This is a genomic window from Bradyrhizobium sp. SSBR45G (assembly GCF_030159255.1).
GTDB lineage: Bacteria > Pseudomonadota > Alphaproteobacteria > Rhizobiales > Xanthobacteraceae > Bradyrhizobium.
This window is the reverse complement of the sequence record NZ_BSCT01000014.1, coordinates 95417-117746: the sequence shown is the minus strand read 5'-3', so window position 1 is coordinate 117746 and position 22330 is coordinate 95417. Positions and strand designations below refer to the sequence as shown.

General features: G+C 64.5%; 24 protein-coding genes and 1 riboswitch. Of the genes, 4 read left to right on the top strand and 20 right to left on the bottom strand.

Annotated features, from left to right (window positions below; all coding sequences use genetic code 11):
* Positions 1-75: 75 nt before the first annotated feature.
* From boxC to QQL87_RS18120, 5 genes are all read right to left on the bottom strand, one after another.
* Positions 76-1764: a 2,3-epoxybenzoyl-CoA dihydrolase gene (boxC, locus tag QQL87_RS18140; RefSeq protein ID WP_284421441.1), complete on the bottom strand. Its 1689-nt coding sequence runs from the start codon at positions 1762-1764 to the stop codon at positions 76-78.
* Between the two features lie 115 nt (positions 1765-1879).
* Positions 1880-2797 (bottom strand): hypothetical protein, encoded by a 918-nt coding sequence (locus QQL87_RS18135; RefSeq protein WP_284421442.1) that lies wholly within the window; start codon positions 2795-2797, stop codon positions 1880-1882.
* Positions 2798-2810: 13 nt separating this feature from the next.
* The gene (locus QQL87_RS18130) at positions 2811-3755 is read right to left on the bottom strand and encodes a glycosyltransferase family 32 protein (protein WP_284421443.1); all 945 of its coding nucleotides are present in this window, start codon (positions 3753-3755) and stop codon (positions 2811-2813) included.
* Positions 3756-3969: 214 nt separating this feature from the next.
* Positions 3970-4773, bottom strand: coding sequence for an alpha/beta fold hydrolase (locus QQL87_RS18125; RefSeq protein WP_284421444.1), 804 nt, complete (start codon positions 4771-4773; stop codon positions 3970-3972).
* Positions 4774-4878: 105 nt separating this feature from the next.
* Positions 4879-6396 (bottom strand): benzoate-CoA ligase family protein, encoded by a 1518-nt coding sequence (locus tag QQL87_RS18120; protein ID WP_284421543.1) that lies wholly within the window; start codon positions 6394-6396, stop codon positions 4879-4881.
* A gap of 127 nt (positions 6397-6523) precedes the next feature.
* Here QQL87_RS18120 and QQL87_RS18115 point away from each other — a divergent pair, with 127 nt between their 5' ends.
* Positions 6524-7447: a helix-turn-helix transcriptional regulator gene (locus QQL87_RS18115; protein ID WP_284421445.1), complete on the top strand. Its 924-nt coding sequence runs from the start codon at positions 6524-6526 to the stop codon at positions 7445-7447.
* Entirely contained in the window at positions 7413-8057 is a 645-nt protein-coding gene (locus tag QQL87_RS18110) for a P-loop nucleotide/nucleoside kinase family protein (protein WP_284421446.1), read from the top strand. Before QQL87_RS18115 ends, QQL87_RS18110 begins: the two co-directional genes overlap by 35 nt.
* A 36-nt stretch (positions 8058-8093) precedes the next feature.
* Here QQL87_RS18110 and QQL87_RS18105 read toward each other — a convergent pair whose 3' ends face one another.
* The gene (locus QQL87_RS18105) at positions 8094-8510 is read right to left on the bottom strand and encodes a DUF4231 domain-containing protein (RefSeq protein ID WP_284421447.1); all 417 of its coding nucleotides are present in this window, start codon (positions 8508-8510) and stop codon (positions 8094-8096) included.
* 131 nt (positions 8511-8641) lie between these two features.
* Positions 8642-9019, bottom strand: coding sequence for a hypothetical protein (locus QQL87_RS18100; RefSeq protein WP_284421448.1), 378 nt, complete (start codon positions 9017-9019; stop codon positions 8642-8644).
* 18 nt (positions 9020-9037) lie between these two features.
* On the opposite strand from QQL87_RS18100, the gene QQL87_RS18095 reads away from it, so the two are divergent.
* Positions 9038-9163 (top strand): hypothetical protein, encoded by a 126-nt coding sequence (locus tag QQL87_RS18095; protein ID WP_284421449.1) that lies wholly within the window; start codon positions 9038-9040, stop codon positions 9161-9163.
* Here QQL87_RS18095 and QQL87_RS18090 read toward each other — a convergent pair.
* The 4 genes from QQL87_RS18090 to QQL87_RS18075 all read right to left on the bottom strand — a co-directional run bounded on the left by QQL87_RS18090 (position 9157) and on the right by QQL87_RS18075 (position 13273).
* The gene (locus QQL87_RS18090; protein ID WP_284421450.1) at positions 9157-10362 is read right to left on the bottom strand and encodes an agmatinase family protein; all 1206 of its coding nucleotides are present in this window, start codon (positions 10360-10362) and stop codon (positions 9157-9159) included. The two genes, QQL87_RS18095 and QQL87_RS18090, sit on opposite strands and share 7 nt — an antisense overlap.
* Positions 10363-10403: 41 nt before the next feature.
* A complete protein-coding gene (locus QQL87_RS18085; RefSeq protein ID WP_284421451.1) occupies positions 10404-11177 on the bottom strand; it encodes an ABC transporter ATP-binding protein in 774 nt (257 codons plus the stop codon).
* A complete protein-coding gene (locus tag QQL87_RS18080; protein WP_284421453.1) occupies positions 11177-11998 on the bottom strand; it encodes an ABC transporter permease in 822 nt (273 codons plus the stop codon). The genes QQL87_RS18085 and QQL87_RS18080 overlap by 1 nt, the downstream gene beginning before the upstream one ends.
* 204 nt (positions 11999-12202) lie before the next feature.
* On the bottom strand, positions 12203-13273 hold the full coding sequence (locus QQL87_RS18075) for a putative urea ABC transporter substrate-binding protein (protein WP_284421454.1): 1071 nt from the start codon (positions 13271-13273) through the stop codon (positions 12203-12205).
* A gap of 74 nt (positions 13274-13347) precedes the next feature.
* Positions 13348-13450, bottom strand: a riboswitch (guanidine-I (ykkC/yxkD leader).
* Positions 13451-13670: 220 nt separating this feature from the next.
* Between QQL87_RS18075 and QQL87_RS18070 the strand changes: the two genes are divergently transcribed.
* A complete protein-coding gene (locus QQL87_RS18070) occupies positions 13671-14012 on the top strand; it encodes a hypothetical protein (protein ID WP_284421455.1) in 342 nt (113 codons plus the stop codon).
* A gap of 33 nt (positions 14013-14045) precedes the next feature.
* Here QQL87_RS18070 and QQL87_RS18065 read toward each other — a convergent pair whose 3' ends face one another.
* The 9 genes from QQL87_RS18065 to QQL87_RS18025 all read right to left on the bottom strand — a co-directional run bounded on the left by QQL87_RS18065 (position 14046) and on the right by QQL87_RS18025 (position 22274).
* Positions 14046-14198 carry a transporter gene (locus tag QQL87_RS18065; protein ID WP_284421456.1) on the bottom strand — a complete coding sequence of 51 codons (153 nt, stop codon included), beginning with the start codon at positions 14196-14198 and terminating at the stop codon, positions 14046-14048.
* Positions 14199-14508: 310 nt separating this feature from the next.
* Positions 14509-15213 (bottom strand): ABC transporter ATP-binding protein, encoded by a 705-nt coding sequence (locus QQL87_RS18060; RefSeq protein ID WP_284421545.1) that lies wholly within the window; start codon positions 15211-15213, stop codon positions 14509-14511.
* 34 nt (positions 15214-15247) lie between these two features.
* Positions 15248-16018 (bottom strand): ABC transporter ATP-binding protein, encoded by a 771-nt coding sequence (locus QQL87_RS18055; RefSeq protein ID WP_284421457.1) that lies wholly within the window; start codon positions 16016-16018, stop codon positions 15248-15250.
* The gene (locus QQL87_RS18050; RefSeq protein ID WP_284421458.1) at positions 16011-16958 is read right to left on the bottom strand and encodes a branched-chain amino acid ABC transporter permease; all 948 of its coding nucleotides are present in this window, start codon (positions 16956-16958) and stop codon (positions 16011-16013) included. Before QQL87_RS18050 ends, QQL87_RS18055 begins: the two co-directional genes overlap by 8 nt.
* Complete coding sequence (locus QQL87_RS18045; protein WP_284421460.1) at positions 16955-17872, bottom strand: branched-chain amino acid ABC transporter permease; 918 nt, start codon at positions 17870-17872, stop codon at positions 16955-16957. Before QQL87_RS18045 ends, QQL87_RS18050 begins: the two co-directional genes overlap by 4 nt.
* A 142-nt stretch (positions 17873-18014) precedes the next feature.
* Positions 18015-19187 (bottom strand): ABC transporter substrate-binding protein, encoded by a 1173-nt coding sequence (locus tag QQL87_RS18040; protein ID WP_284421462.1) that lies wholly within the window; start codon positions 19185-19187, stop codon positions 18015-18017.
* 265 nt (positions 19188-19452) lie between these two features.
* Positions 19453-20673 carry an ABC transporter substrate-binding protein gene (locus QQL87_RS18035; RefSeq protein ID WP_284421464.1) on the bottom strand — a complete coding sequence of 407 codons (1221 nt, stop codon included), beginning with the start codon at positions 20671-20673 and terminating at the stop codon, positions 19453-19455.
* A gap of 45 nt (positions 20674-20718) precedes the next feature.
* Positions 20719-21042, bottom strand: coding sequence for a 2Fe-2S iron-sulfur cluster-binding protein (locus QQL87_RS18030; protein WP_284421465.1), 324 nt, complete (start codon positions 21040-21042; stop codon positions 20719-20721).
* 8 nt (positions 21043-21050) lie between these two features.
* Positions 21051-22274, bottom strand: a complete 1224-nt coding sequence (locus QQL87_RS18025) for a cytochrome P450 (RefSeq protein WP_284421467.1) — start codon at positions 22272-22274, stop codon at positions 21051-21053.
* Positions 22275-22330: the final 56 nt, after the last annotated feature.

Here is a 22330-nt window from a genome sequence, read left to right as displayed (position 1 = left end):
GTTGGAGGCGAGCAGCGAATGGGGGTTCGTCACTTTCTTCCCTATTCGCTACTCGCCACTCCCTATTCGCTTCCCTTACACTCTCGTCATATCGTAGTTCGGCCGCTCGCCGGTGCCGTAGCGTCGCAGCGCGCCCTCCTCGCCGACCGCGTTGGGACGCTGGAAGATCCAGTTCTGCCAGGCGGTCAGGCGGGCGAAGATCTTCGATTCCATCGTCTCGGGACCGGCGAAGCGCAGATTGGCTTCGAGACCAGTGAGGCTGTCCGGCGAGAAGCTGGCGCGCTCCTCGAAATAAACGCGGATCTCATCGTTCCAGTCGATGTCGTCGAGCGCGAAGGTGACCAGCCCGAGCTCCTCGGCCTCGTCGGCCTCCAACGGCTTGCCGACATGCGCACGCACGCGGTCCAGCTCGGCCGTATCGGCCAGGAAGCGCGACTCCAGCCGGGTCAGGCCGTGGCTCATCGGATAGGGACCGAAATTCATCGCCGACAGCTCGATCGCTGGCGCCGGACGATTGTCGCCCTGGATGGTGCCGACCAGCATGTAGGAACGATCGGAGGCGAACACGAGCTCGGCGAGCGTTCCGGCAAAGCAGGAGCCGGGCTCGACCAGCGTCACCAGCGTGCGCGAGGTGACGTCGATGCGCTTGAGCACACGCTTCCAGTAATGCCGGATCTCGTTGACCAGCCAATGCGCCTTGTTGGCTTCGAGGAAGGCGTCGTGGGCCAGGACATGGGCGCGCTCGCCATGCGACTTGAACACCAGCATCGCGATGCCGAGCTCGTTGATGCGCAGATGCAGGATGGCGTCATCCAGCTCGCGCGCCACCTGCAGCGGCCAGAACGAGGCGCCCTGCGCGATCAGGCCGTCGATATCGGCCGGCGGCGCCGCTTCAGGCGCTGAGATCGTGATGGTCGCGATGCGCGCATTGCGGTCGATGTCGACGTTGACGAAGCCGTAACGCACGCTGGTCGCGTCGATCACGCGCTTGAGCGGCGTGAGCTGAACGCCTTTGCCGGTGCCGTTGCGCTTGGAGGCGGCCGCGAATTCCTTGGCGCGCTCGGCGACCTTGGCATCGACCTTGGAGTTCGGCGCGATCTCGTCGACCAGGCGCCATTGCACGGCGCGCTTGCCCTTGACGCCCTCCTCCGTCGTGCAGAATGCATCCGCACGGTCGCGGCGCACCTTGCGCTTGTCGACGACGCGGGTGAGACCGCCGGTGCCCGGCAGCACCGCGAGCAGCGGCACCTCCGGCAGCGATACGGAAGATGAGCCGTCATCGGCGAGGATGATGTGGTCGGTGGCAAGCGCGAGCTCATAGCCGCCGCCTGCAGCAGTGCCGTTCACGACCGTGATGAAGCGCTGGCCGGAATTCTCGGACGAATCCTCGAAGCCGTTGCGGGTCTCGTTGGTGAATTTGCAGAAGTTCACCTTGTGGGCGTGAGTGGCGCCCGCGAGCATACGGATGTTGGCACCGGCGCAGAACACGCGCGGCTTGGCCGAGCGCAGCACGATGACCTTGACCTCGGGGTGCTCGAAGCGCAGCCGCTGGACGGCATCCGCGAGTTCGATGTCGACACCGAGATCATAGGAATTGAGCTTGAGCTGATAGCCCTCGAACAGGCCGCCATTCTCGTCGACATCCATGGCGAGCGTCGCCACGTCGCCGTCGATCGACAGCTTCCAATGCCTGTAACGGGAGGGATCGGTCTGAAAATCGATGAACGTCTTGCCTCCCGCGAGCACGCGGTCTTCCCCGGCCATGAGCCACCCTTACGTTGGAGTGCCTTATCGTTGAGATGCACAATAATTCATGTTACGGCCGGCGTCTACGGAAAAACGCCAGAACATGCACTTTCCTTCATAGGCTCACGAAGACTTAAGGCGAGGGGAGGATCGGGCGCGATGGGCACTGGTTGTGCGGCGCGATCTCCCTAACGAGGCGGGTAACGACCGGATTTCCAACCGTCAGGTCGCGGCCGCGGGCGACCAGCTGAATGAACGGCTGCCAGCCCATCGGGAAGGCCTCCGGCGCGCCCGACCAGGTCCAGAGGGTCGGCGACCAGCGACGCAGGCGGGTGGTCAATTCGGCTGTGGAAGCCACGGGGATGCTGGCGAGATAGCGGCTGCGCAGCGCGCGAAGCAATTCGGGATCAACATGACCAGTGATGGCCGGCAGGCCGGTCTCCGCTGCAACATCGACGTAATCCGATGGAGCTTCGCCGTTGACCGTGACCCGGTCGCCAAGCGCCCAGACGTCAATCCCCCGCTCGACCGCGAGCGTGCGCACCGCGATGTTCACGGCGCGATGCTCCGCATGGCCGTATTCGCCCCAATTGTTGTGAGTCACGATGCGCCGGATATCGGCGGTGACGAGAGGCCGGAGCCGCGCCTCGATCGTTGCAACGTTGACGATCGCCGCACGCTTGCAGCGGTCGGTGAAGATCTCGGCGAAGGTGTCGTCGTCGGTCTCCCCCCAGGCCGGCGACCAGCGACCTGCGTAGTTCAGCTCACTCGGGAAGGTCTGAATCAGGCGCCGGACCGCCGGAGCCGCGGGATAGGCCGCCAGCACGAACCGATCGGCGACCGGCCAGAACGGCAGCATCCACAGGAGATCATCGTCCTGGTGGGCGAACACGATCAGCGTGCGGCCATCGCCAAACGCTTCAGCCAGCGACTGCGCCTCGCCGATCGCTCGCAGCGAGGCCGGAGCCGCGCCGGCGCCTGAAACCCGCGCCGCGCTTACCCAGAGGGCGATCAGCAACAACAGCGCGACGGCACGGGTTGCCTGGCGCATCAGATGTCTGCAGTCAATCGACCAGTCGGTGAAGCCGCGCCCGGACCCGATCCTGGGTCTGGCGTCGCCAAGCACGCAGCCTCGTGAGCGGCCCCTTCGGTGCGAGACGCCGCTCGAGTTCACGGATGATTGCACTCTGCTGCTCCAACGCCAGAGCTCGACGCTCGAACTCCCGCTCGAACTCCCCCTTCAGCTCAGGCTGCCTGGTCTCATAGAGCGTCTTGTAGGTGTTGGCGTCGAAATGATTGTTGAGCCAGCGCCTGAGCTCCGGCAGCTGCAGGCGGTAAGGAAATGTGATGTCCAGCCCGGAGGTCTTGAACAGCCGGTCGAGATAGCTGCCCGGCGGAGGTCCCGCCTCGCGCGGAAAGCCGGCGCGGCGGCGCAGTTCGTTGTAGAGATGCAGAAACGAGGACGCCTCGATGCGCTTCTCCATCTCCTCGCACCGCGCGGGATCGAACACCATTTCAAGGTCGCCATGGTCCAACGCATAGGCCGTCGCGGCGGAGGCGACGCGCCCCTCGCGCCCGAAGGCCGCGACCAGATCGGTGATCAGCTCAGGCCCGGTCTGCCCCCAGGCCGCGGTGTCCTCGCCGACCTCCTGGCAACGCCGGATCGCCTCCGCCAGCAGCGGACTACCAGCCGGGAAACGCAGCACGCCGGTCAGCACCACGCCGCGCGGATCGCAGGCATAGAACTCGTCGCCGCGAGGCAGATCCGCGCGCAGCACGAGCATGTCGAGATCGACCCACCAGCCGCCGAGCTGATGCATCATCTCGTAGCGAAAGACGTTGGCATGTAACGCGGGACTGCCTGCGCCTATTCCATTGCGGTAGACCAGCACCCGCGATGCAGGCAGAATCTCGCGCGCATCGCGGCGCGCGACCCAGGCAGGCGCGCGGATATCCTCGTCGTAGGTGAACAATTCGAAGCGGTGCCCGCGAAGAACGGCGCTCCGCATGCACAGCAATTCATAGGGGCCGAGCTGGGATCCGTGCCAAAAACCTCGAAAAACGGACATGAAGAGGCCAATCAACTCCAAAACAAATAGAAATACTGATCGGGCGGCAATTCGTTCGCCAGCGCGCGGCGACAACCACAACAGGCGAAACTTGCGGTGGGATCAGAGACCACAGCCAAAGTTTCAACGCAATCCTAACACGGATCGAAGGCGATTAGGCTCTGGCGATCTGGGGCTGACGACTTGCAGCGACAAAATCACAGATCGTCACGAGTGTCGCGTCGGCCGCTTCGCGATGCGGCGAGTGGCCGGTGCCGGGCAGCATCGTGACCTCCACCGGGCAGTAGCACTCCTGCTGAATGATCTCGACCTGACGAACGGTACCATACTGGTCGTCGGCACCTTGGATGACGGCGACGGGTACGCGAATGTAGGCAAGGCAATCGGTGATGTCCCAGGCCCGGAAGGCCGGATCGAGCCAGGCGCCATTCCAGCCATAGAAGGCGTTGTCGACGTCCTTGTGCCAGCGCGCCAGCTTGGCACGCAGCTCCGTGGTCTCGTAGGCGGTCTTGATGGCAGCGATGGAGGAGACCGAGACGTCCTCGACGATGACGTGCGGCGCGATCAGCACGACGCCGTCGAGGCGATAATCGGCATGGCTGCCGGCGTAGATGGCCGCGATCGAGGCCCCGTCGGAGTGGCCAACGAGCAGCCCGCGCTGGAAGCCGATCGCATCGAGCAGCTTCGGCAGCACGTCATTGGCTTCGCGGTGCATGTAGTCGAGCGGCCGCGGCAACGTTACCGGGCTTGAGGCGCCGTATCCGGCGCGGGAATAGCCGAACACCGCGGCGCCGGTGGCGGCTTGCAGCCTGTCGGGGAAGTCGCCCCACAGGCCGACCGAGCCGAGCCCTTCATGCAGCAGCACGATGCATGGGGCGTCGGAAGGCTGCGGACCGATCAGGCGATATTCGAGCGCGGCGGAGTCGATGGTGAGAAAGCCTGATGCAGTCAAAGTCATCGCGATCTCCACGCTGAAGTTCGTGTTGTACGCGCGAGCGAAGCGCGTCGCGGCCCGGTAAGAACGGGGAGAGGCAGCGCACCGAGGCCTGAGCAGGAGATCGAACTATTGCGCCCCCTCGCGCAGCTTGAAGCGCTGGATCTTGCCGGTCGCCGTCTTCGGCAACGACTCCACCACTTCGATCCAGCGCGGATATTTCCACGGGCCGATCTTCTGCTTGACGTGCTCCTTGAGCGCCTCGTGCAGCGTCGAGCGGTCGACGCTCGGGCGCAGCACGACATAGGCTTTGGGCTTCAACAGCCCTTCCGGATCAGCCTCCGGCACCACGGCCGCCTCCAGCACCGAGGGATGCGTGATCAGCGCGCTCTCGACCTCGAACGGCGAGACCCAGATGCCGGAGACCTTGAACATGTCGTCGGAACGACCGCAGAAGGTATAGCGGCCTTCGCCGTCGCGGACATATTTGTCGCCGGTGCGGGTCCAGTAGCCTTCAAAGGTGGAGCGGGTCTTGTGGCGCTGGTTCCAGTAGCCTTCGCCCGCCGAGGGCGCGTGCACCAGCATCTCGCCGACCTCGCCGTCGGGCACGTCCTGGCCCGCTTCGTTGACGAGGCGGACCTGATAGCCGGGCACCGGGCGGCCTGCGGAGCCGTATTTGATGTCGCCCGGCACGTTCGACAGGAAGATGTGCAGCAGCTCGGTCGAGCCGACGCCATCGAGAATGTCGACGCCGAAGCGCGTCTTCCAGGCATTGCCGACCGACTCCGGCAGCGCCTCGCCGGCCGAGGTACAGATGCGCAAGGCCCCGCCGGCTTTCTCGTGGCGCAGCGATTCATCGTGCAGCATCGCCGCGAACAAGGTCGGTACGCCGTAGAAGATGGTCGGGTTGTAGCGGTTGAGCAGCTTGAACATCAGCGCCGGTGTCGGCCGCTCTGAATTGAGGACCGTGGTGGCGCCGACCGACAGCGGGAACGTCAGCGCATTGCCGAGCCCGTAGGCGAAGAACAGTTTTGCCGCAGACAGGCAGATGTCGTCCTCGCGGATGCCGAGCACCTGCTTGGCATAGGTCTCGGCGGTCGCGGCGAGATTGCCATGGAGGTGGCGCACGCCCTTGGGCATGCCGGTCGATCCGGAGGAATAGAGCCAGAACGCCGACTCATCCTCATGCGTCGCGACGGTCTCGAACTGATCGCTCTCATGCGCGAGCTCCTCATTGAGCAGCTTGTGGCCGAAGGCATTGGTGCCGGACACCACGACACAATCAAGATCGGGCATCCGCCCGACGATGTCCTTGACGACCGGGTAGAGCGCCTCGGAGACGAACAGCACGCGGGCGCGGCAGTCCGCCAGCACATAGGCATATTGTTCGGATGTCAGCAGCGTGTTGAGCGGCACCGGAACGATGCCGGCGCGCATCGCGCCGAGAAACACCGCCGGGAAATCCACCGTGTCGAGCATGATCATCGCCACGCGTTCCTCGCGGCGCACGCCGAGACGGCGCAGCAGGTTGGCGACGCGGCAGGTCTGCTCTCGCAGGCCGCGATAGGTCAGCTCGGAGACCGTATCCGTGTAGGCGAGCTTTTCGCCACGGCCCGCCTCGACATTGCGGTCAAGCAACCACGACACCGCATTGTACGACTTCACGGCGTTCCTCCCCCGATTTTTGAATTATAATTCATAGAAGGCCACCAACGGCGCTTGCTGTCAATCCTCCCCGGCATTATGTTTCCTAGCCAAAGAGTGCTTCAGGGACATGACGCCACACAGCGACGCCGAGCGGGACGACGACGGCCAGTCCGCGGCCGAGACCGCCTTCCTCGATCAGCTGGGCCAGCGGGTGCGGCGGATGCGCGGCCTCGCCGGCATGTCGCGCAAGGTGCTGGCCGAGGTTTCCGGCATTTCCGAACGTTACATCGCCCAGCTCGAGAGCGGCAAAGGCAACGTCTCGATCGTGCTGCTGCGCCGCATCGCCAATGCGATCAATGCGCCGCTCGACGACATCATTCCCGGCGGCGAGCCGTCACCCGACTGGCCGGTCATCCGTGATCTCCTGAAGAAGGCGAGCCCGAGCCAGATCGCGCAGGTCAAGGACCTGCTTGCTGGCGGCTCGTCGGCGCCGCTGCGGCGCGCATTCTCGGGCATTGCGCTGATCGGTCTGCGCGGCGCCGGCAAATCGACGCTCGGCAGGATGCTCGCGGAGCGGATCGGCTGGAGTTTCGTCGAGCTGAACAAGGAGATCGAGCGGCAGAACGGGCTCTCAGTTGCCGAGATCATCGCGCTCTACGGCCAGGAAGGCTTTCGCCGCATGGAGCAGGCGGCGCTGGTGCAGTTGCTCGCGCGCAAGGAGCCGATGGTGCTGGCGACCGGCGGCGGCATCGTCTCCGAGCCGGTCACCTTCGACCTGATCCTGACCTCGTTCTACACGATCTGGCTGAAGGCCGAGCCGGAGGAGCATATGGCGCGCGTGCGCGGCCAAGGCGATCTGCGCCCGATGGCCGACGACCGCTCCGCGATGGCCGAGCTGCGCAACATCCTGGCCAGCCGCGAGCCGCTCTATGCCCGCGCCAATGCGGTGGTCGATACCGCGGGCCTGACGGTCGATGCGGCCGCTGCGCGGCTGGGCGAGGCGGTGAAGCCGGTGATTGCCAACGAAGCGCGGATGTTCGCGCGGGGGTGAAAAGCTAGCCGGCGCAGACCGCTTTGGTCTCGAAGTTGCGTCAACCTGCCGATATGCTTCCCGGATGAAGCTGATTTTTCTTCACGGAGCACCCGCTGTCGGCAAGCTGACGACGGCGAAGGCGCTGCTACAACGCGTCGACGGCCGGCTACATGACAATCATGCGGCAATCGACGTTGCACGCACGGTTTTCGAATTCGGCGCACCGGGGTTCTGGGAGCTCGTTTACGACGTCAGGTGCGCCACGTTCGAGGCGGCCGCCCGCCATGGCGTGCCGCTCGTCGTGACGACGTGCTGCTACGCCGAGCCTCACGACCGCCCGAAGTATCAGGGATTCGAGCAGATCATGCAGCGCTGCGGCGGCGAGCTGCTGCCGGTTTTCCTGCATTGCTCGATCGACGACGCGCTGCAGCGGGTCGGCAACGCCGACCGAGTCGCTCGCCGCAAGATGACGTCACCGGATACGCTGCGCCGCGAGCTTGGCATCTATCAGTTCACTCCGGTCCGCTCGGACTGCCTGACAATCGATACGAGCGAGTTGACGGCTGAAGCTGCCGCAGATCGCTTCGCCATACACTACGGGCTTACGCCACGTGCTGACGGCGCGTGAGCTGTAAACGGCACGACGCCCTCGACGCCTGCGACGTCAGCCGCCGGTCGCAGCGACTGCCCTGTCGTGGGCGTCCAGGATCGTCTTCAGCTTTTCCTTGATGTCCTGGACGTCGGCGCCGGTCTTTTCATCGATCAGGAGCCGATTCAGCGCGCTGTGCGTCATCCGGTTGGCGACCCATTTGCGCTCGAAGCCGAGCTTGGACTGCACCGTCGAGAGGATCGTCACGCACAGCGACAGCACCGTCGCCAGGGTCTTCGGATCCTGGTTGAGAATGCTCGCGTTCGTCTGCGACAGCACGGCGGCCGTTGCACTGAACACCACGACACAGACGGTCGAGCCGTGATTGGCGAAGCTCCAAAGCTTCTGTCCATTGCGACTCCATCGCAACGCGTCGCTCAATGTCCGAGCGACGAACTCCGCCCCCGTGTCGCAGCTCTGCCCGTCCGCCATCGTTCCCTCCCGCAACCGGCCGCCGGGATCGGTTGACCCCGACGACACACGCCATGATTGAGAGATGGTCTAACGACAACAGCAGACTTCGCGCAAGCGGACAGGCCGGAATGAGCCGATCATGGATCGGATCAGCCCCTCGTCTCCATCTCCCGCAGCTCCGCATAGGTCAGCGGCGTGAGGCCCGCACCCTCGAAATAGATGAAGCGCAGGCGGCGGCGCCGCGAGATGAAGTTCGACGGCAGCGGATCGTAGCGGAAGGTGCTGCCGCCGAGATGCGGCGTCAGGCTGCCGACGTCGGTGAGTGCGTCGATCTCGACGCGCAGCAGCTTGAGGCTTTCGCCATCGCGCAGGATCTCGAATGGGACACGCGCCAATCTGAGAAAGCTGGTCGGGTCGGGTGCGGCGATGAAGCCGTCGACGAAGGCGGCTTCGACCTTGTCGAGATCGGGCTCGAGCACCGGCGCGGGCTTGGCTCCCTCCGGCTGATGCGGCGTCTGCCACTGCACCGGCGAGCGACCGTGCGCATGGTTGTGCCCGGGACCGTGCGGCGGATGATCGTGGTCGTGTTGATGGTCATGGCCATGATCGTGGTGGTGATCATGGGGATGGCCGTGATGGTGGTGATGATGTCGCATCGCGGGCCTCAATAGCTGACCGGCTTGTTGATGATGTGCTTGTGGCTGCCGAGCTTGCCATGCGCGACCATCGATCCCAGCGCCTCGACGACGACGCGGACGCCGATCAGCGCGGTGATATCAGAGGTGTCGTAGGGCGGCGAGACCTCGACGACTTCGAGGCCGCACAGGCCTTCGGCGGCAACGAGACCCAACAGCTTGAGCGCCTCTCGCGGCAGGAAGCCGCCGGGCTCCGGCCAGCCGGTGCCGGGCACGAAGCCGCAATCGATGGAGTCGACGTCGAACGAGATGTAGACCGCGTCGGCATCCTTCCAGGCCAGCTCCAGCGCGATCTCGGCGGTCTTCTCCAGGCCGATCTTCTCGATGTCGGCGATGGTCAGCACGTTGGTGTTGCGCTTGCGCGCGACCTCGACGCCCTCGCGCGGCACCTGCCAGCCGCCGATGCCGAGCTGCACCAGATTGGTCGGCGAGACGTTCGGCAGATTGGTCGCCCAGTACCAGGGCGTGGTGTGCATGCGCTCGTCGAGATCCTTCTCCTGGATGTCGATGTGACGGTCGAAATGGATGATGCCGATCTTCTTGTCGGTGCACTGCGCGATGCCGCGCACGCAAGGAAAGCCGATCGAGTGGTCGCCGCCGAGCATGATCGGCAGCGCGCCCGACGAGAACACATGCGCCACGCCGCGGCTGATCTGGTCAAAGCTCTTTTCCAGATTGGCGGGGATGGTGAAGACGTCGCCGGCGTCGCACAGGGTCATCTGCTCGCGCAGGTCGACGCCGAGCTCGTAATTGTAGGGCGTGTAGAGCGCGGAGATGCGGCGGATGCCCTGCGGCCCGAAGCGGGTGCCCGGGCGATAGGTGGTGCCGGAATCGAACGGAATGCCGATCACCGCGGCGTCGTATTTGGCGACGTCGCGGACGTTCTCGACATAGGGCGCCTTCATGAAGGTGTTGATGCCGGCGAAATGCGGCAGCTCACCACGCGCAAACGTGGGGATGTCGCGATCGGTCAGGCTGTCGGAGCCGGGCAGGCCCATGTCGAGCGCCCATTGCCGCTCCTTGCGCCAGCCATTGGTCGGCAGCTTGCCTTCGGCCTCCAGCGCCTGCCAGCCCTGCGTCGACATCTTGTCGAAGTCCGGATGGTGTCGGCGCAGGCTCCAGCGCTGCGGCTGCAATCCGGCGCGGCGCGTGCGGCGCATTGACGGGAACGACATGAAAACTCTCCTTCGTTTCTTTCGACGTTTCTTGAGGTTGACTATTGCGCGGCCTGCACGCTGGCGCGGATGAATCCGAGCACCGGCACGGCGCTGTCGCGCGTGAGATCGAGATCGTAGGTGATGCGCGCGCCGAAGCGCTCCGGCGCCTGCGGATCCTTGCGCGGACGGTCGAGCGCGATCAAACGCGTGGCGAGGCCGAACGCCTCCTTGATGTCGTGGGTGACCATCACGATGGTCATCTTGTGCTCGCGCCACAGCGGCTTGATCAGCGCGTGCATCTGCGCGCGGGTGCCGGGATCGAGCGCGCCGAACGGCTCGTCGAGCAGCAGCACGCGCGGCTGCTTTGCCAGTGCCTGCGCGATCGCGAGCCGCTGCTGCATGCCGCCGGACAGCGCGCTTGGATATTTGTCGCTGTGAGGGCCGAGGCCGACGGCCTCGATCAGTGCGCGGCTCTTCTCAACTGCCTCGTTGCGCGCGGTGCCGAACAGCCGCGACGTGAACGGGCTGGCGGCCAGCTCATAGCCGAGCAGCACGTTGCCGAGCACGGTGAGATGCGGGAACACCGAGTAGCGCTGAAACACGATGCCCCGGTCTGGGCCGGGCTCGGCGGGGAACGGCTCGCCATCGAGCAGCACCGCGCCTTGGCTTGGCTTCTCCTGGCCGAGGATCAGGCGCAGGAACGTGCTTTTTCCCGCGCCTGAGGGACCGACGATCGACAGGAAGGTGCCGGAGGTGATCTCGAGATTGATGCGCTCGAGCACGACCTGGTTGCCGTACTCGACCCAGACGTTGCGAAACGACAGCGTGCTCATCAGCGGCCCCCCTGCGCATAGGCCCAGGGAAAGGCGCGCTGCCCGAACCAGACCAGAGCATAGTCGAGCACATAGGCGAGCAAGGTGATCCAGACGACATAGGGCAGGATCACGTCCATCGACAGATAGCGCCTGACGAGGAAGATGCGGTAGCCGAGCCCGACGTCGGAGGCAATCGCCTCCGCCGAGATCAGGAACAAGAACGCAGGCCCGATCATCAGCCGCAGGCCCTGGATCAGCCGCGGCATGATCTGCGGCAGCACCACGCGGATCGCGACCTGCCAGGTCGAGCCGCCCAACGTCTGCGCCTTGATCAATTGCTCGCGCGGCATGTTCTGCACCTCGAGCGAAAGGTCTCGCACCAGAGTGGGTGTGACGCCGATGATGATGAGAACCACCTTCGACAATTCGCCGAGGCCGAACACGATGAACAACACCGGCAGCACCGCCATCGGCGGGATCATCGAGAGCACCGCCACCAATGTGCCGAAGCCGGCGCCGGCGATCGGAAGCAGCCCGATCGCGAGGCCGAGCACCAGACCGATGACGGCGGCGATGCCGAGCCCGAGCGCCAGCCGCTGCAGGCTCGCCGCCGTATCTGACCACAGCACGTAGTCGCCGGAGCGGCGATCGGGCTCGGTCGCGAGCCGCTTCGACGTCGCGACCATCTCCGAGACCGGCGGCAGCAGCTTGTCGTCGGGATTGTCGGCCCGCCGCTGCGCGGAGCCGACCACGTAGATCAGCGCGATCAGCAGGAACGGCAGCAACGCCAGCAGCATCCGGCTGCCCCGGTTCGGAACGACGTTCATCGCACGCGGCATCAGGAGACTCCCTCAATCCTCCCATGAGCACGCTGCTCAAGGTCAATGTGCAGCGCCGATCTCAGCTGTACCTCCTCATGGTGAGGAGGCGCGTCGCGCCGTCTCGAACCATGAGGCCACAGCACAGGCCTCGCCCTTCGAGACGCCCGCCTAAGGCGGGCTCCTCAGGGTGAGGGGAGATGCTGGTGGCGCGGCGGAAGATGATCAGAGCTTCCCGTCCGCCGCCATCTTCATGTAGGTCGGGTCGAAGCGCAGCTTGACGTTGGTCGTCGAGCCCAGCGCCTTCGACGGCGTGGAGATGCCGACCGCGTCCTTCGACTTCACGTTCTCGCCGAGCAGATTGTGGTCGAAGCAGAAGGTGCGGACGTGATCCATGATCTTCGGCAGCTCCGGCCCGGTCATGAAGGTGAGAGCGTCCTTCGGCTCGTAGTACATGAACGTCGTCTTGAGCTGGGTGTCGAAGCCGGCGAGATCGGTGCCGGACAGCTTGGCCATCGCCTCGCGCGCCGCCTTGCCCTTCTCGCTCTGCTCCTTCATCAGCGCGATGGTCTCGTACCAGATGCCGGTCAGCGCCTTGCCGAGCTCCGGATTGTCCTTCAGCGTCTGGGTGTTGACGACCAGGAGATCCTCGATCTCGCCGGGGATCTTGCTGGAGTCGAACACCAGCGTCGCGCCGGGCTCGGCCTTCACTTCCAGCAGCTGCGGATTCCAGGTGACGACCGCGGTCGTATCCGGCGATTTGGCGGCGGCGACGATGTCGGCGTCCGAGGTGTTGACGGTCTTGATGTTCTTTTCGGTGAGCTTGGCGGTTTCGAGGCCGCGCGCCAGCAGATAGTGCGACACCGAGAGCTCGACGAGATTGACCTTCTGGCCCTTGATGTCGGCCATGGTCTTGCCCTTCTTGAGCACGACGCCGTCATTGCCGTTGGAGTAGTCGCCCATGATGATGGCCGACGTATCGACGCCGCCCGCCGCGGGGATCGTCAGCGCATCCATGTTGGTGACGGTGACGCCGTCGAACTTGCCGGCCGTGTATTGGTTGATCGATTCCACGTAGTCGTTGATCTGGGTGACCTTGATCGAGATGCCGTATTTGTCGGCCCATTTCTTGACGATCCCGGACTCGGCGGCGTACGGCCAGGGCATCCAGCCGACATAGATCGTCCAGGCGATGTTGAATTCTTTCTTCTTCTCAGCTGACGCGGGCGACAGCGATGCGGTCGCCAGTGTCGACGCAGCGAGCAGTGCAACAAACAGATTTCGCGCTTTGAACATGTCCAGTCCCTCATCGGTTTTCTGACCGCGGACTGGCATGAACAACCTCGAGCCTGCCAAGCGCGGCCACTGAGGTCTCCCGGGCTTTTATCCCGCCGTGCACCAGGGCTCTCCCCCGGCGGCTGCTCTCGGACCAGCGTTCTCCAGGCGAGAACCGGAACCCTAGCTGCCAACTCTGAGCATTCAGATCAGCAAGCCGCGTGCCAGAGAAAAATGCTTGCGATTCAAAGGAACCAATCGCAGCATGTGCCCAAAAAGCTGGCACCACGAATTCATCTTGGGCGGTGAGGCTCATCGGCGGGGCGAGGCCATGCAGAGGAAGCATGAACCCATCGGCTTGCGCGAACGACCTCATCAGGCCAGCCCATCAGCCGCCTTGGTTCGGAGTTTCGCCGTCATGATCAGGTTCCCGGGGATCGCAATCGCAAGCGTCTTGGCGCTCGGCGTCTCAACCGGAGCAGCGTTCGCCCAGAGCACACCGGCACCCGACGCAACGGCCCAACCTGCTCCCGCGGCCAGCCCGGCTCCCGCCGCGACGCCGACCCCCGCGCCAGCCGCCGCGACCGACAAGGCGGGCGAGGCCAAACCTGCGACCGACGCGGCTGCGCCGAAGAAGCAGCGGACCCGGACCAGCACCCGCAAGGAAGTCGAACACTCGCTGCGCAGCGGCACCGTCCCGTCGCGCTATCGCAGCCGCGTGCCGAAGGAATACCAGAAGTACATTCCGTTCGACCGCTGAGAGCTGACCTGGCACGACACTGGCCTACGGCGCCTACGGTGGCGGCGTCAGCTTGACGATGACTCCGACGATCAGCATGAAAGCAAGACACAGCACCGTCTCGAGGTCGGAGTCCCGCGACAAGAAGTTGCGCAGACCGGACGCGGCCTTTTTCGGCGCTTCGATTCCCAGATGACGCGCACGCATTTGCTCAACCTTTGATAAAAGACAAAGCAAACTACTACCCTGGAGAATAGGCTCTACTGGGCCGCATCTCAATGCGAAAAAACGGCGCAAGTCAGCGTGGCTGCCGGATCCGGCGAGAGAAGCTTCTTGGAAGAGCAGACACCACGGTGACGATGCGCCCCCTCCCCGCTTGCGAGGGAAGGCCGAGGTAGGGGCCCCATAGCGGCAGTCTTTCCGGAGCGTTCCCCCACCCGCATCGCATCTGACGATACGATGCGACCTCCCCCGCACGCGGGGGAGGCACAGACCGATCTTGCCGCGAGAGGGTCGATCAGATCCCGAGATAGCGATGCTGCAGGTCGGGCTCTGCCATCAACTGCTGCGAGGTCCCGCTCCACACGGTGCGGCCGCGCTCGATGATGGTGTGGCGGTCGCAGATGCGGGTGAGGTGCTCGACGTTCTTGTCGATCACCAGGATCGACTGCCCGCGCGACTTGAGCAGCGACAGGCAGTTCCAGATCTCCTCGCGGATCAACGGCGCCAGCCCCTCGGTCGCCTCGTCGAGGATGAGGAGCTTGGGATTGGTCATCAGCGCGCGGCCGATCGCCAGCATCTGCTGTTCGCCGCCGGAGAGCTGGTTGCCCATATTGCTGCCGCGCTCGGCCAGCCGCGGAAACAGCGCATGGATCTTGTCGAGCGTCCACGGATCGGCCGCACCGAGCCGGTTGGTCGAAGCCGCCACGAGATTTTCGGTGACGGTGAGATTCGGGAAGATCTGCCGTCCCTCCGGCACCAGGCCGATGCCGAGCTGCGCGATCCTGTAGGACGGCAGCCGCCGCGTCTCCTGGCCGCTGAAGCGGATGGTCCCGGCGCGGGCCTGGGTGAGACCCATGATCGAGCGGATGGTGGTGGTCTTGCCCATGCCGTTGCGGCCCATCAGCGAGACCATCTCGCCGGGACGGATCGACAAGGACAAACCGAACAGAACCTGGCTCAGGCCGTAGCAGGTCTCGATGCCATCGACCTCGAGCAGCATGCCGGTTTCTTTCTGATTACCCATTTCTTTCTGATCAACCATGGCCGACCACCACATGCTGATCGCCGAGATAGGCGCGCTTGACCTCCTCGTTCTGCCGGATCTCGTCCGGCTTGCCCGAGGCGATGATGCGGCCATAGACGAGCACCGAGATGCGGTCGGCGAGCGCGAACACCGCCTCCATGTCGTGCTCGACCAGCACGATCGAGACCTCTTGGCGCAGCTCGGCGAGCAGCTTCACCATGCGCTGCGACTCGGTGACCCCGAGGCCAGCCATGGGCTCATCGAGCAGCAGGAGCTGCGGCTTGGTCGCGAGCGCGACCGCAAGCTCGAGCTCGCGCTGCTCGCCATGGCTGAGCTTCGCGACCGGGACATCAGCACGATGACCGAGACCGACGCGCGCCAGCGCCGCCTGAGCGGCATCACGCAGCGACTTCTCCTTCCGCGCATTGGCGAAGAAGCGGAACGAGTGCTTGCCGTCATGGGCCTGCGCGGCGAGCGCGACGTTGTCGGCCGCGGTGAAATCGGTCAGCAGCGAGGTGATCTGGAATGAGCGCGCCAGCCCGAGCGCGCTGCGCTTGTAGGCCGGGAAATGCGAGATGTCCCGGCCGCCGAGAAAGATGCGCCCTGCATGCGGCGCCAGATGCCCGGTGAGCTGACTGATCAGCGTGGTCTTGCCGGCGCCGTTCGGCCCGATGATGGCGTGGATCTCGCCCTTGGAGACGTCCAGGCAGACGTGATCGGTCGCGACGATGCCGCCGAACCGGCGCACCAGATTGTCGACGCGAAGCAGAGGTTCAGCCACGGTTCAACCTCCCGAGCATGCCCATGATCCCGCCACGTCCGAACAGCACGACCAGCAGCAGCAGCGGCCCCATGATGATCGCCCAGTATTCGGTGATCTGCGACAGCACCTCTTCGAGGACCAGGAACGCCACCGCGCCAACGACGGGACCGAGCAAGGTGCCCATGCCGCCCAGGATCACCATCACCATCAGGTCACCCGAGCGTGTCCAGTACATCACGGCAGGGCTGACGAAATCGGTGTTGTTGGCGAGCAGCGCGCCGGACAGCCCGCACAGCATGCCGGCGATGACGAAGCAGGCGAGCTTGTAGCGCTTGGACGGGAAGCCGATCGCCTGCATGCGCTGCTCGTTGGAGCGCAGACCCTGCAGCACGAGGCCGAAGCGCGAATTGACGATCCGCCAGACCAGCACGACGACGGCGAGCAGGCAGAACAGGCAGAGATAGTAGAACTGCACGCGGTTGCCGAGATTGATCAGGCCACCGAAATCGCTGCGCTTGTAGACGGTGAGGCCGTCGTCGCCGCCGTAGCGGGAGAGGCCCGAGGCGACGTAATAGGCCATCTGCGCGAAGGCCAGCGTGATCATGATGAAATAGACGCCGCGGGTGCGCAAACTGAGCGCGCCGATCACCAGCGCATAGAGCGCCGAGACCGCGATGGCGACGGCGAACTGCGCCCAGCCCGAGCCGATGCCCTCTTGCGCCAGGATGCCGACGGCGTAGCCGCCGATGCCGAGATACGCAGCATGGCCAAAACTCATCATGCCGCCATAGCCCATGATCAGGTTCAGGCTGACGGCCGAGAGCGCCAGGATCACGATGCGGGTGAACAGCGTGAGGATGAAGATGTTGCCGGAGAGGTTCGAATAGACCGGCAGCAGCACGAGGCCCGCCACGACCAGGGCGGCGACGACGCTTGAGACGTTGAGCTGGGATTTCATCTGCGGTTGGCCGGAAACAGACCTTCAGGCCGCGCCACCAGCACGATCGCCATCAGGAGATAGATCAGCATCGACGACATCGCCGGCGCCGCCGTGGAGGCTGCCGCCGAGTTCAGCACTTGGCGCAGCAGATTGGGCAGGAAAGCGCGGCCCATCGTGTCGATCAGGCCGATCATGATCGCCGCGATGAAGGCGCCACGGATCGAGCCGATGCCGCCGATCACGATCACGACGAAAGCGAGGATCAGGATGTTCTCGCCCATCCCGATCTGCACCGTGAGGATTGGCGCCTGCATCAGGCCGGCAAGGCCCGCAAGCGCGGCGCCGAGACCGAACACCAGCGTGTAGAGCAGCTTGATGTTGATGCCGAGCGCGCCGATCATCTCGCGGTTGGAGGCGCCGGCACGGATCAGCATGCCGATACGGGTGCGCATCACGCCGAGGTAGAGCAGCAGTGCGACCAGCAGCGCCACGACGATGATGGCGAGGCGATAGGCGGGATATTGGATGCCGGGGAGAATCGTCACCGGAAAGGCCAGCCAGGACGGCAGCGGTAGCGCCAGTCCCGCCGGGCCCCAGATCAGCCGGACGGCCTCGTTGAAGAACAGGATCAGGCCGAAGGTCGCGAGCACATGGTCGAGATGGTCGCGCCCATAAAGATGCCGGAGTGCCGTATATTCGAGCACGATGCCGAGCAGAAGCGTGGCACCGAGCGCCAGAACGCCGCCGAGCACGAAGCTGCCAGTCCAGGCCACGAAGGTCGCCGCGAAATAGGCGCCCATCATGTAGAGCGAGCCGTGGGCGAGGTTGACGAGGTCCATGATGCCGAACACCAGCGTCAGGCCGGCGGCCAGCAGGAACAGCAGCAGTCCGAACTGCAGCCCGTTCAGGAATTGTTCGACGACGAGCAGCATGCCCCTCACTTCACGCTCAAAAAGACGGCGGCAGAACCGTTTCAGGCGCTGCCGCCATGTCCGTCCCGATCTTAGAACGGAGATGTTTTAAGCTTCAAGCAAATTCCAGGCCTGTTTTGGCCAGCCGGGAAATTCTTTTCACTTATTTCATCGGGCACTTGTCGTGGAAGCGGTCCTGGTCGTTCTCGACGATGGTGGCGACGGTCTTCAGCGAGAGTTGGCCGTCGGCATCCTTGACCACGTCCTGCAGGTAGAAGTTCTGGATCGGGATGTGGTTGTTGCCGAACTTGAACGAGCCGCGCAGCGACTTGAAGTTGGCCTTCTCCATCTCGGCCTTCATCGCGTCCTTCTTGGACGTATCGCCCTTGACCGCAACCACCGCGCTGTTGATCAGCTGCGCCGCGTCATAGGCCTGGGCGCCATAGTAGGTCGGACGAAGGCCGGTGTACTTCTTGCGGTAGTCCGCGACGAAGGTCTTGTTCTGCTCGTTCGGCAGGTCGTTGACCCATTCCTGCGCCCCGGGCACGCCGATCGCATTGTCCTTCTGCAGCGGCAGCGACAATTCGTCGACCGTGAAGGCGGTGTAGAGCGGCATCTTCTCCTTGAGGCCGGCCTGCGAATATTGATTGAGGAACTGGACGCCGGCAGCCCCCGGATAAAACACGAAGATGGATTCCGCACCGGAGGCCCGCGCCTTGGACAGCTCGGCCGAGAAATCCAGCTGGCTCGGCCACACCGTGTATTCCTCGCCGACCACCTGTCCCTTGAAGGTGCTCTTCAGGCCCGCCAGCATGTCCTTGCCGGCCGCATAATTCGGGCCGATCAGGAACACCGACTTGACGCCCTTCTGATTCATGTAGAGGCCCATCGCGGCGGGCGTCTGGTCGTTCTGCCAGGAGGTCGAGAACACGTAAGGCGAGCACAATTCGCCGGCGAGCTGCGACGGGCCCGCATTGGCCGAGATCAGGAAGGTCTGGGAATCCACGGCTGATTTCAGCGACGCCAGCAGCACGTTCGACCAGATGTAGCCGGCGATGAAGTCGACCTTGTCGGACTGCACCAGTTTCTCGGTCTTCTGCTTGCCGACGTCAGGCTTCTGCTGATCGTCCTCGTAGATCACCTCGACCGGCTTGCCGTCCATCTTGCGGCCGAGATGGTCGAGCGCGAGTTCGAACGAGTTGCGCATGTCGTTGCCGATCACGGCGGTCGGACCGCTGAACGTCGAGACGAAGCCGATCTTGATGGTGTCGCCGGCAAAGGCCGTGCTCGAAAACAGCAGCGCCGCAGCACCCGCCAGCCAGAAGCTCGTCCTCATGGTCTTCCCTCCCCTGATCACGCTCAGTTCTTATCGTTGTTTCGTCACCGGCACGCAGCAGCACGGCAGGCGGCGGCGTTTCGCCGCAGCGTCCCGTCGCGCGGAGTTGATCCTGCACGCCGCCGATCCATGCACCATAATTCCCGGAAATGGGCAAACGCAAGAACTATAGTGCTTGTTAAGCAATGCTGCGGCACAGCAGAAGCTGGCCGCGTCAAGCTGACACGGCCGGCTTCGTCGTCCTGCGTATTACCCGCTGCTGGCGTCACTTCACCAGCGCACAACCCCCATCAGCCATCGGCCGGAAAGCCTGCTCGGCCGGGATCGTCGAGACCAGCCGATAATAGTCGTAGGGATATTTCGCCTCGTCCGGCTTCTTGACCTCGAACAGATACATCGGATGGATCACGCGGCCATCGGCGCGGATCGTGACGTCGCCGAACAGTTTGTCCTTGCCCTTCACGGTCTTCATCTGCGGCACGACGTCCTTGGCGTCATCGCTGCCGGTCGCCGCGATCGCATTGAGATAAGCGAGCGTGGCGGCGTAGACGCCGGCCTGGTTGCCGCTTGGCATCTTGCCGTTCATGCCGGGACGCGCGGCGAAGCGCTTGGCGAAGGCGCGGGTGTCGTCGTCCATGTCCCAGTAGAACGCCTCGAGCAGCTGCAGGCCCTGCGCCGCCTTCAGGCCCATGCCATGAATGTCGTTGATGAACAGCAGGAACGCCACCAGCGACTGCCCGCTCTGCTGGATGCCGAACTCGGACGCCTGCTTGACGGCATTGATGGTATCGCCGCCGGCGTTCGCCAGCCCGATCACCTTGGCCTTCGAGCCCTGCGCCTGCAGCAGGAAGGAGGCGAAGTCTGTCGTTCCGAGCGGATGCTTGGCTGAGCCCAGCACCTTGCCACCGTGCTTCTCGATGTAGTTGGTCGCCTCCGCCTCGATGCCCTGGCCGAGCGCGTAGTTGACCGTGATGAAGTACCAGTCCTTGCCGCCGCGCCCCATCATCGCGGCCGCCGTGGTGTTGCCGGTCGCCCAGGCGTCGTTGACCCACTGGATGGTGTTGGGCGAACAGGCCTTGCCGGTGAGATCCGAGCTTGCGGTGGACGAGGCCAGGAAGGTCATCTGGCTGTTGCGCAGCAGCTCGTTGACCGTCAGACCGACCGAGGAGTTCGGCACGTCGACGACGGCATCGACCTTGTCGACATCGAGCCATTTCCGCACGATCGCGGAGCCGACATCGGCCTTGTTCTGGTGATCGGCATAGACGATCTCGACCTTGATGCCTTTGCCGCCACCGTTGAAATCCTCTGCGGCCATGCGCGCGGCCTCGACCGAGCCCATGCCGTTGGTGTCCTGGAAGATGCCGGAAATATCGTTGAGCACGCCGACGCGCACGACATTGTCCGAGATCTCTCCGGCCGACGCCGTGGCTGCCAGACCGAGCGATGCCGCCAGCGCCAAGGCGCAGGAATTGAGTTGCTTCATGAGGCCCCTCCCCGTGTGTTGCTTGTTCTGATTGTCGTCGCGGGATCAGCTCTGCCGGTCCGGAATGCGCACCACCAGCCCGGCGAGCGCCGGCTGCACCTTGATCTGGCACGACAGCCGGCTGTTCGGCAGCCGCTCGGCGGCGGTGCCGTCGAGCAGTGCATCCTCATCGTCGGTGACCGGATCGAGCTTCGTCGTCCAGGCCTCCTCGACATAGACGTGGCAGGTGGCGCAGACGGCGTTGCCGCCACATTCGGCGACGATGCCGTCGACGCCGTGGGTGAGCGCGGCCAGCATGATGCTGGCGCCATCCTCGGCCTCGACGGTCTGGCTGCGGTTGTCGGCATGAATGAAGGTGATCGTGGTCATGACATTGCTCAGGCTGGCGTGAAGGTGACCGGCAGGCTTTCCAGCCCGCGCAGCGTGTTGTTGTAGCGGCGCTTCGGCTCGCCGCTCATCGTGATCGAACCGACCTTGCGCGCGAGCGCGGTCAAGACCGCCTCGCCCTCCAGGCGCGCGACGAGCTGGCCGACGCACATGTGGATGCCGGAGCCGAAGCCGACATGGCCGGAGACTTTTCGCGTGATGTCGTAACTGTCCGGCTGCTCCCAGCGGCGTGGATCGCGGTTCGCCGCGCCTAGGAACATCAGAATCTTTTCGCCTTCGGGAATAGTGACACCACCGAGTTCGACATCGCGCGTGGTGGTGCGGAAGAAGGTCTGCACCGGGCTCTCGAAGCGCACCGCCTCCTCGAACGCATTGCGCGCCAGCGAGGGATCGGCGCGGAGCCGCTCCCACTGATCAGGAAAGCGCGCGAGGCAATACACGGCCGCGCCGATGCCGTAGACGGTCGTATCGAGGCCGGCCGACAGCAGCGAGCGCACCAGCAGCGGTGCCTCCGCCGGCGTGATCTCGCCGCTGTCGCTGAAGGCATGGATGCAGGCGCCGAAGCCACCGGGCGCGAGATTGTCGCGCTGGCACTGCTCCATGACATAGGCCTGGTGCGGCGCCGAGCGCTCGATCGCCTGCTGGCGCAATTCATTCGGCGGGCCGAACGCGTTGAACACCAGGCTGGCATAGGGAATGAGATGGTCGCGGCCCTCCGCCTTGAGCCCGAGCGCATCGGGGAACACCGACAGCGGGTAGCCTTCAGCGAGATCCGGGATGGCGTCGAACGACCCGCGCGCCACGAGCTCGTCGACCTTGGCCTCGGCCGCTGCCATGAAGCCGTCGCGCAGCCGCTTCATGACGGCGGGCGACAGCACCTTGCTCAGCACCGCGCGCGTGCGCGTATGCGCCGGCGGATCGGCCTCGAGGATCAGGCTGGGCGGCCGCCATGGCTTCTCCTTGGCGAAGTCGCTGAGGCCCACGCCGCGGCTGGAGCAGAAGGTCAGGGGATCGTTGAAGACGGCATAGACCTCGGCGTAGCGCGCCACGCCATAGACGTTCCAGGCGTCGAGATAGACGACGGGCCCGGCCTCGCGCATCTCCTGATGCGCCGGATAGGGATCGTCGAAGAAGCCGTAGGAGAACGGATCAATGGCGAGGTGCGGAATGGCCGGCGCCACGCCGGCATGCGGGGACAGACCTGTTGGGTTCATGCTGACCTCCCGAAGTTTGGCCTTGTCATGCGGCTTTTCGTATCCCTATGAGTGGC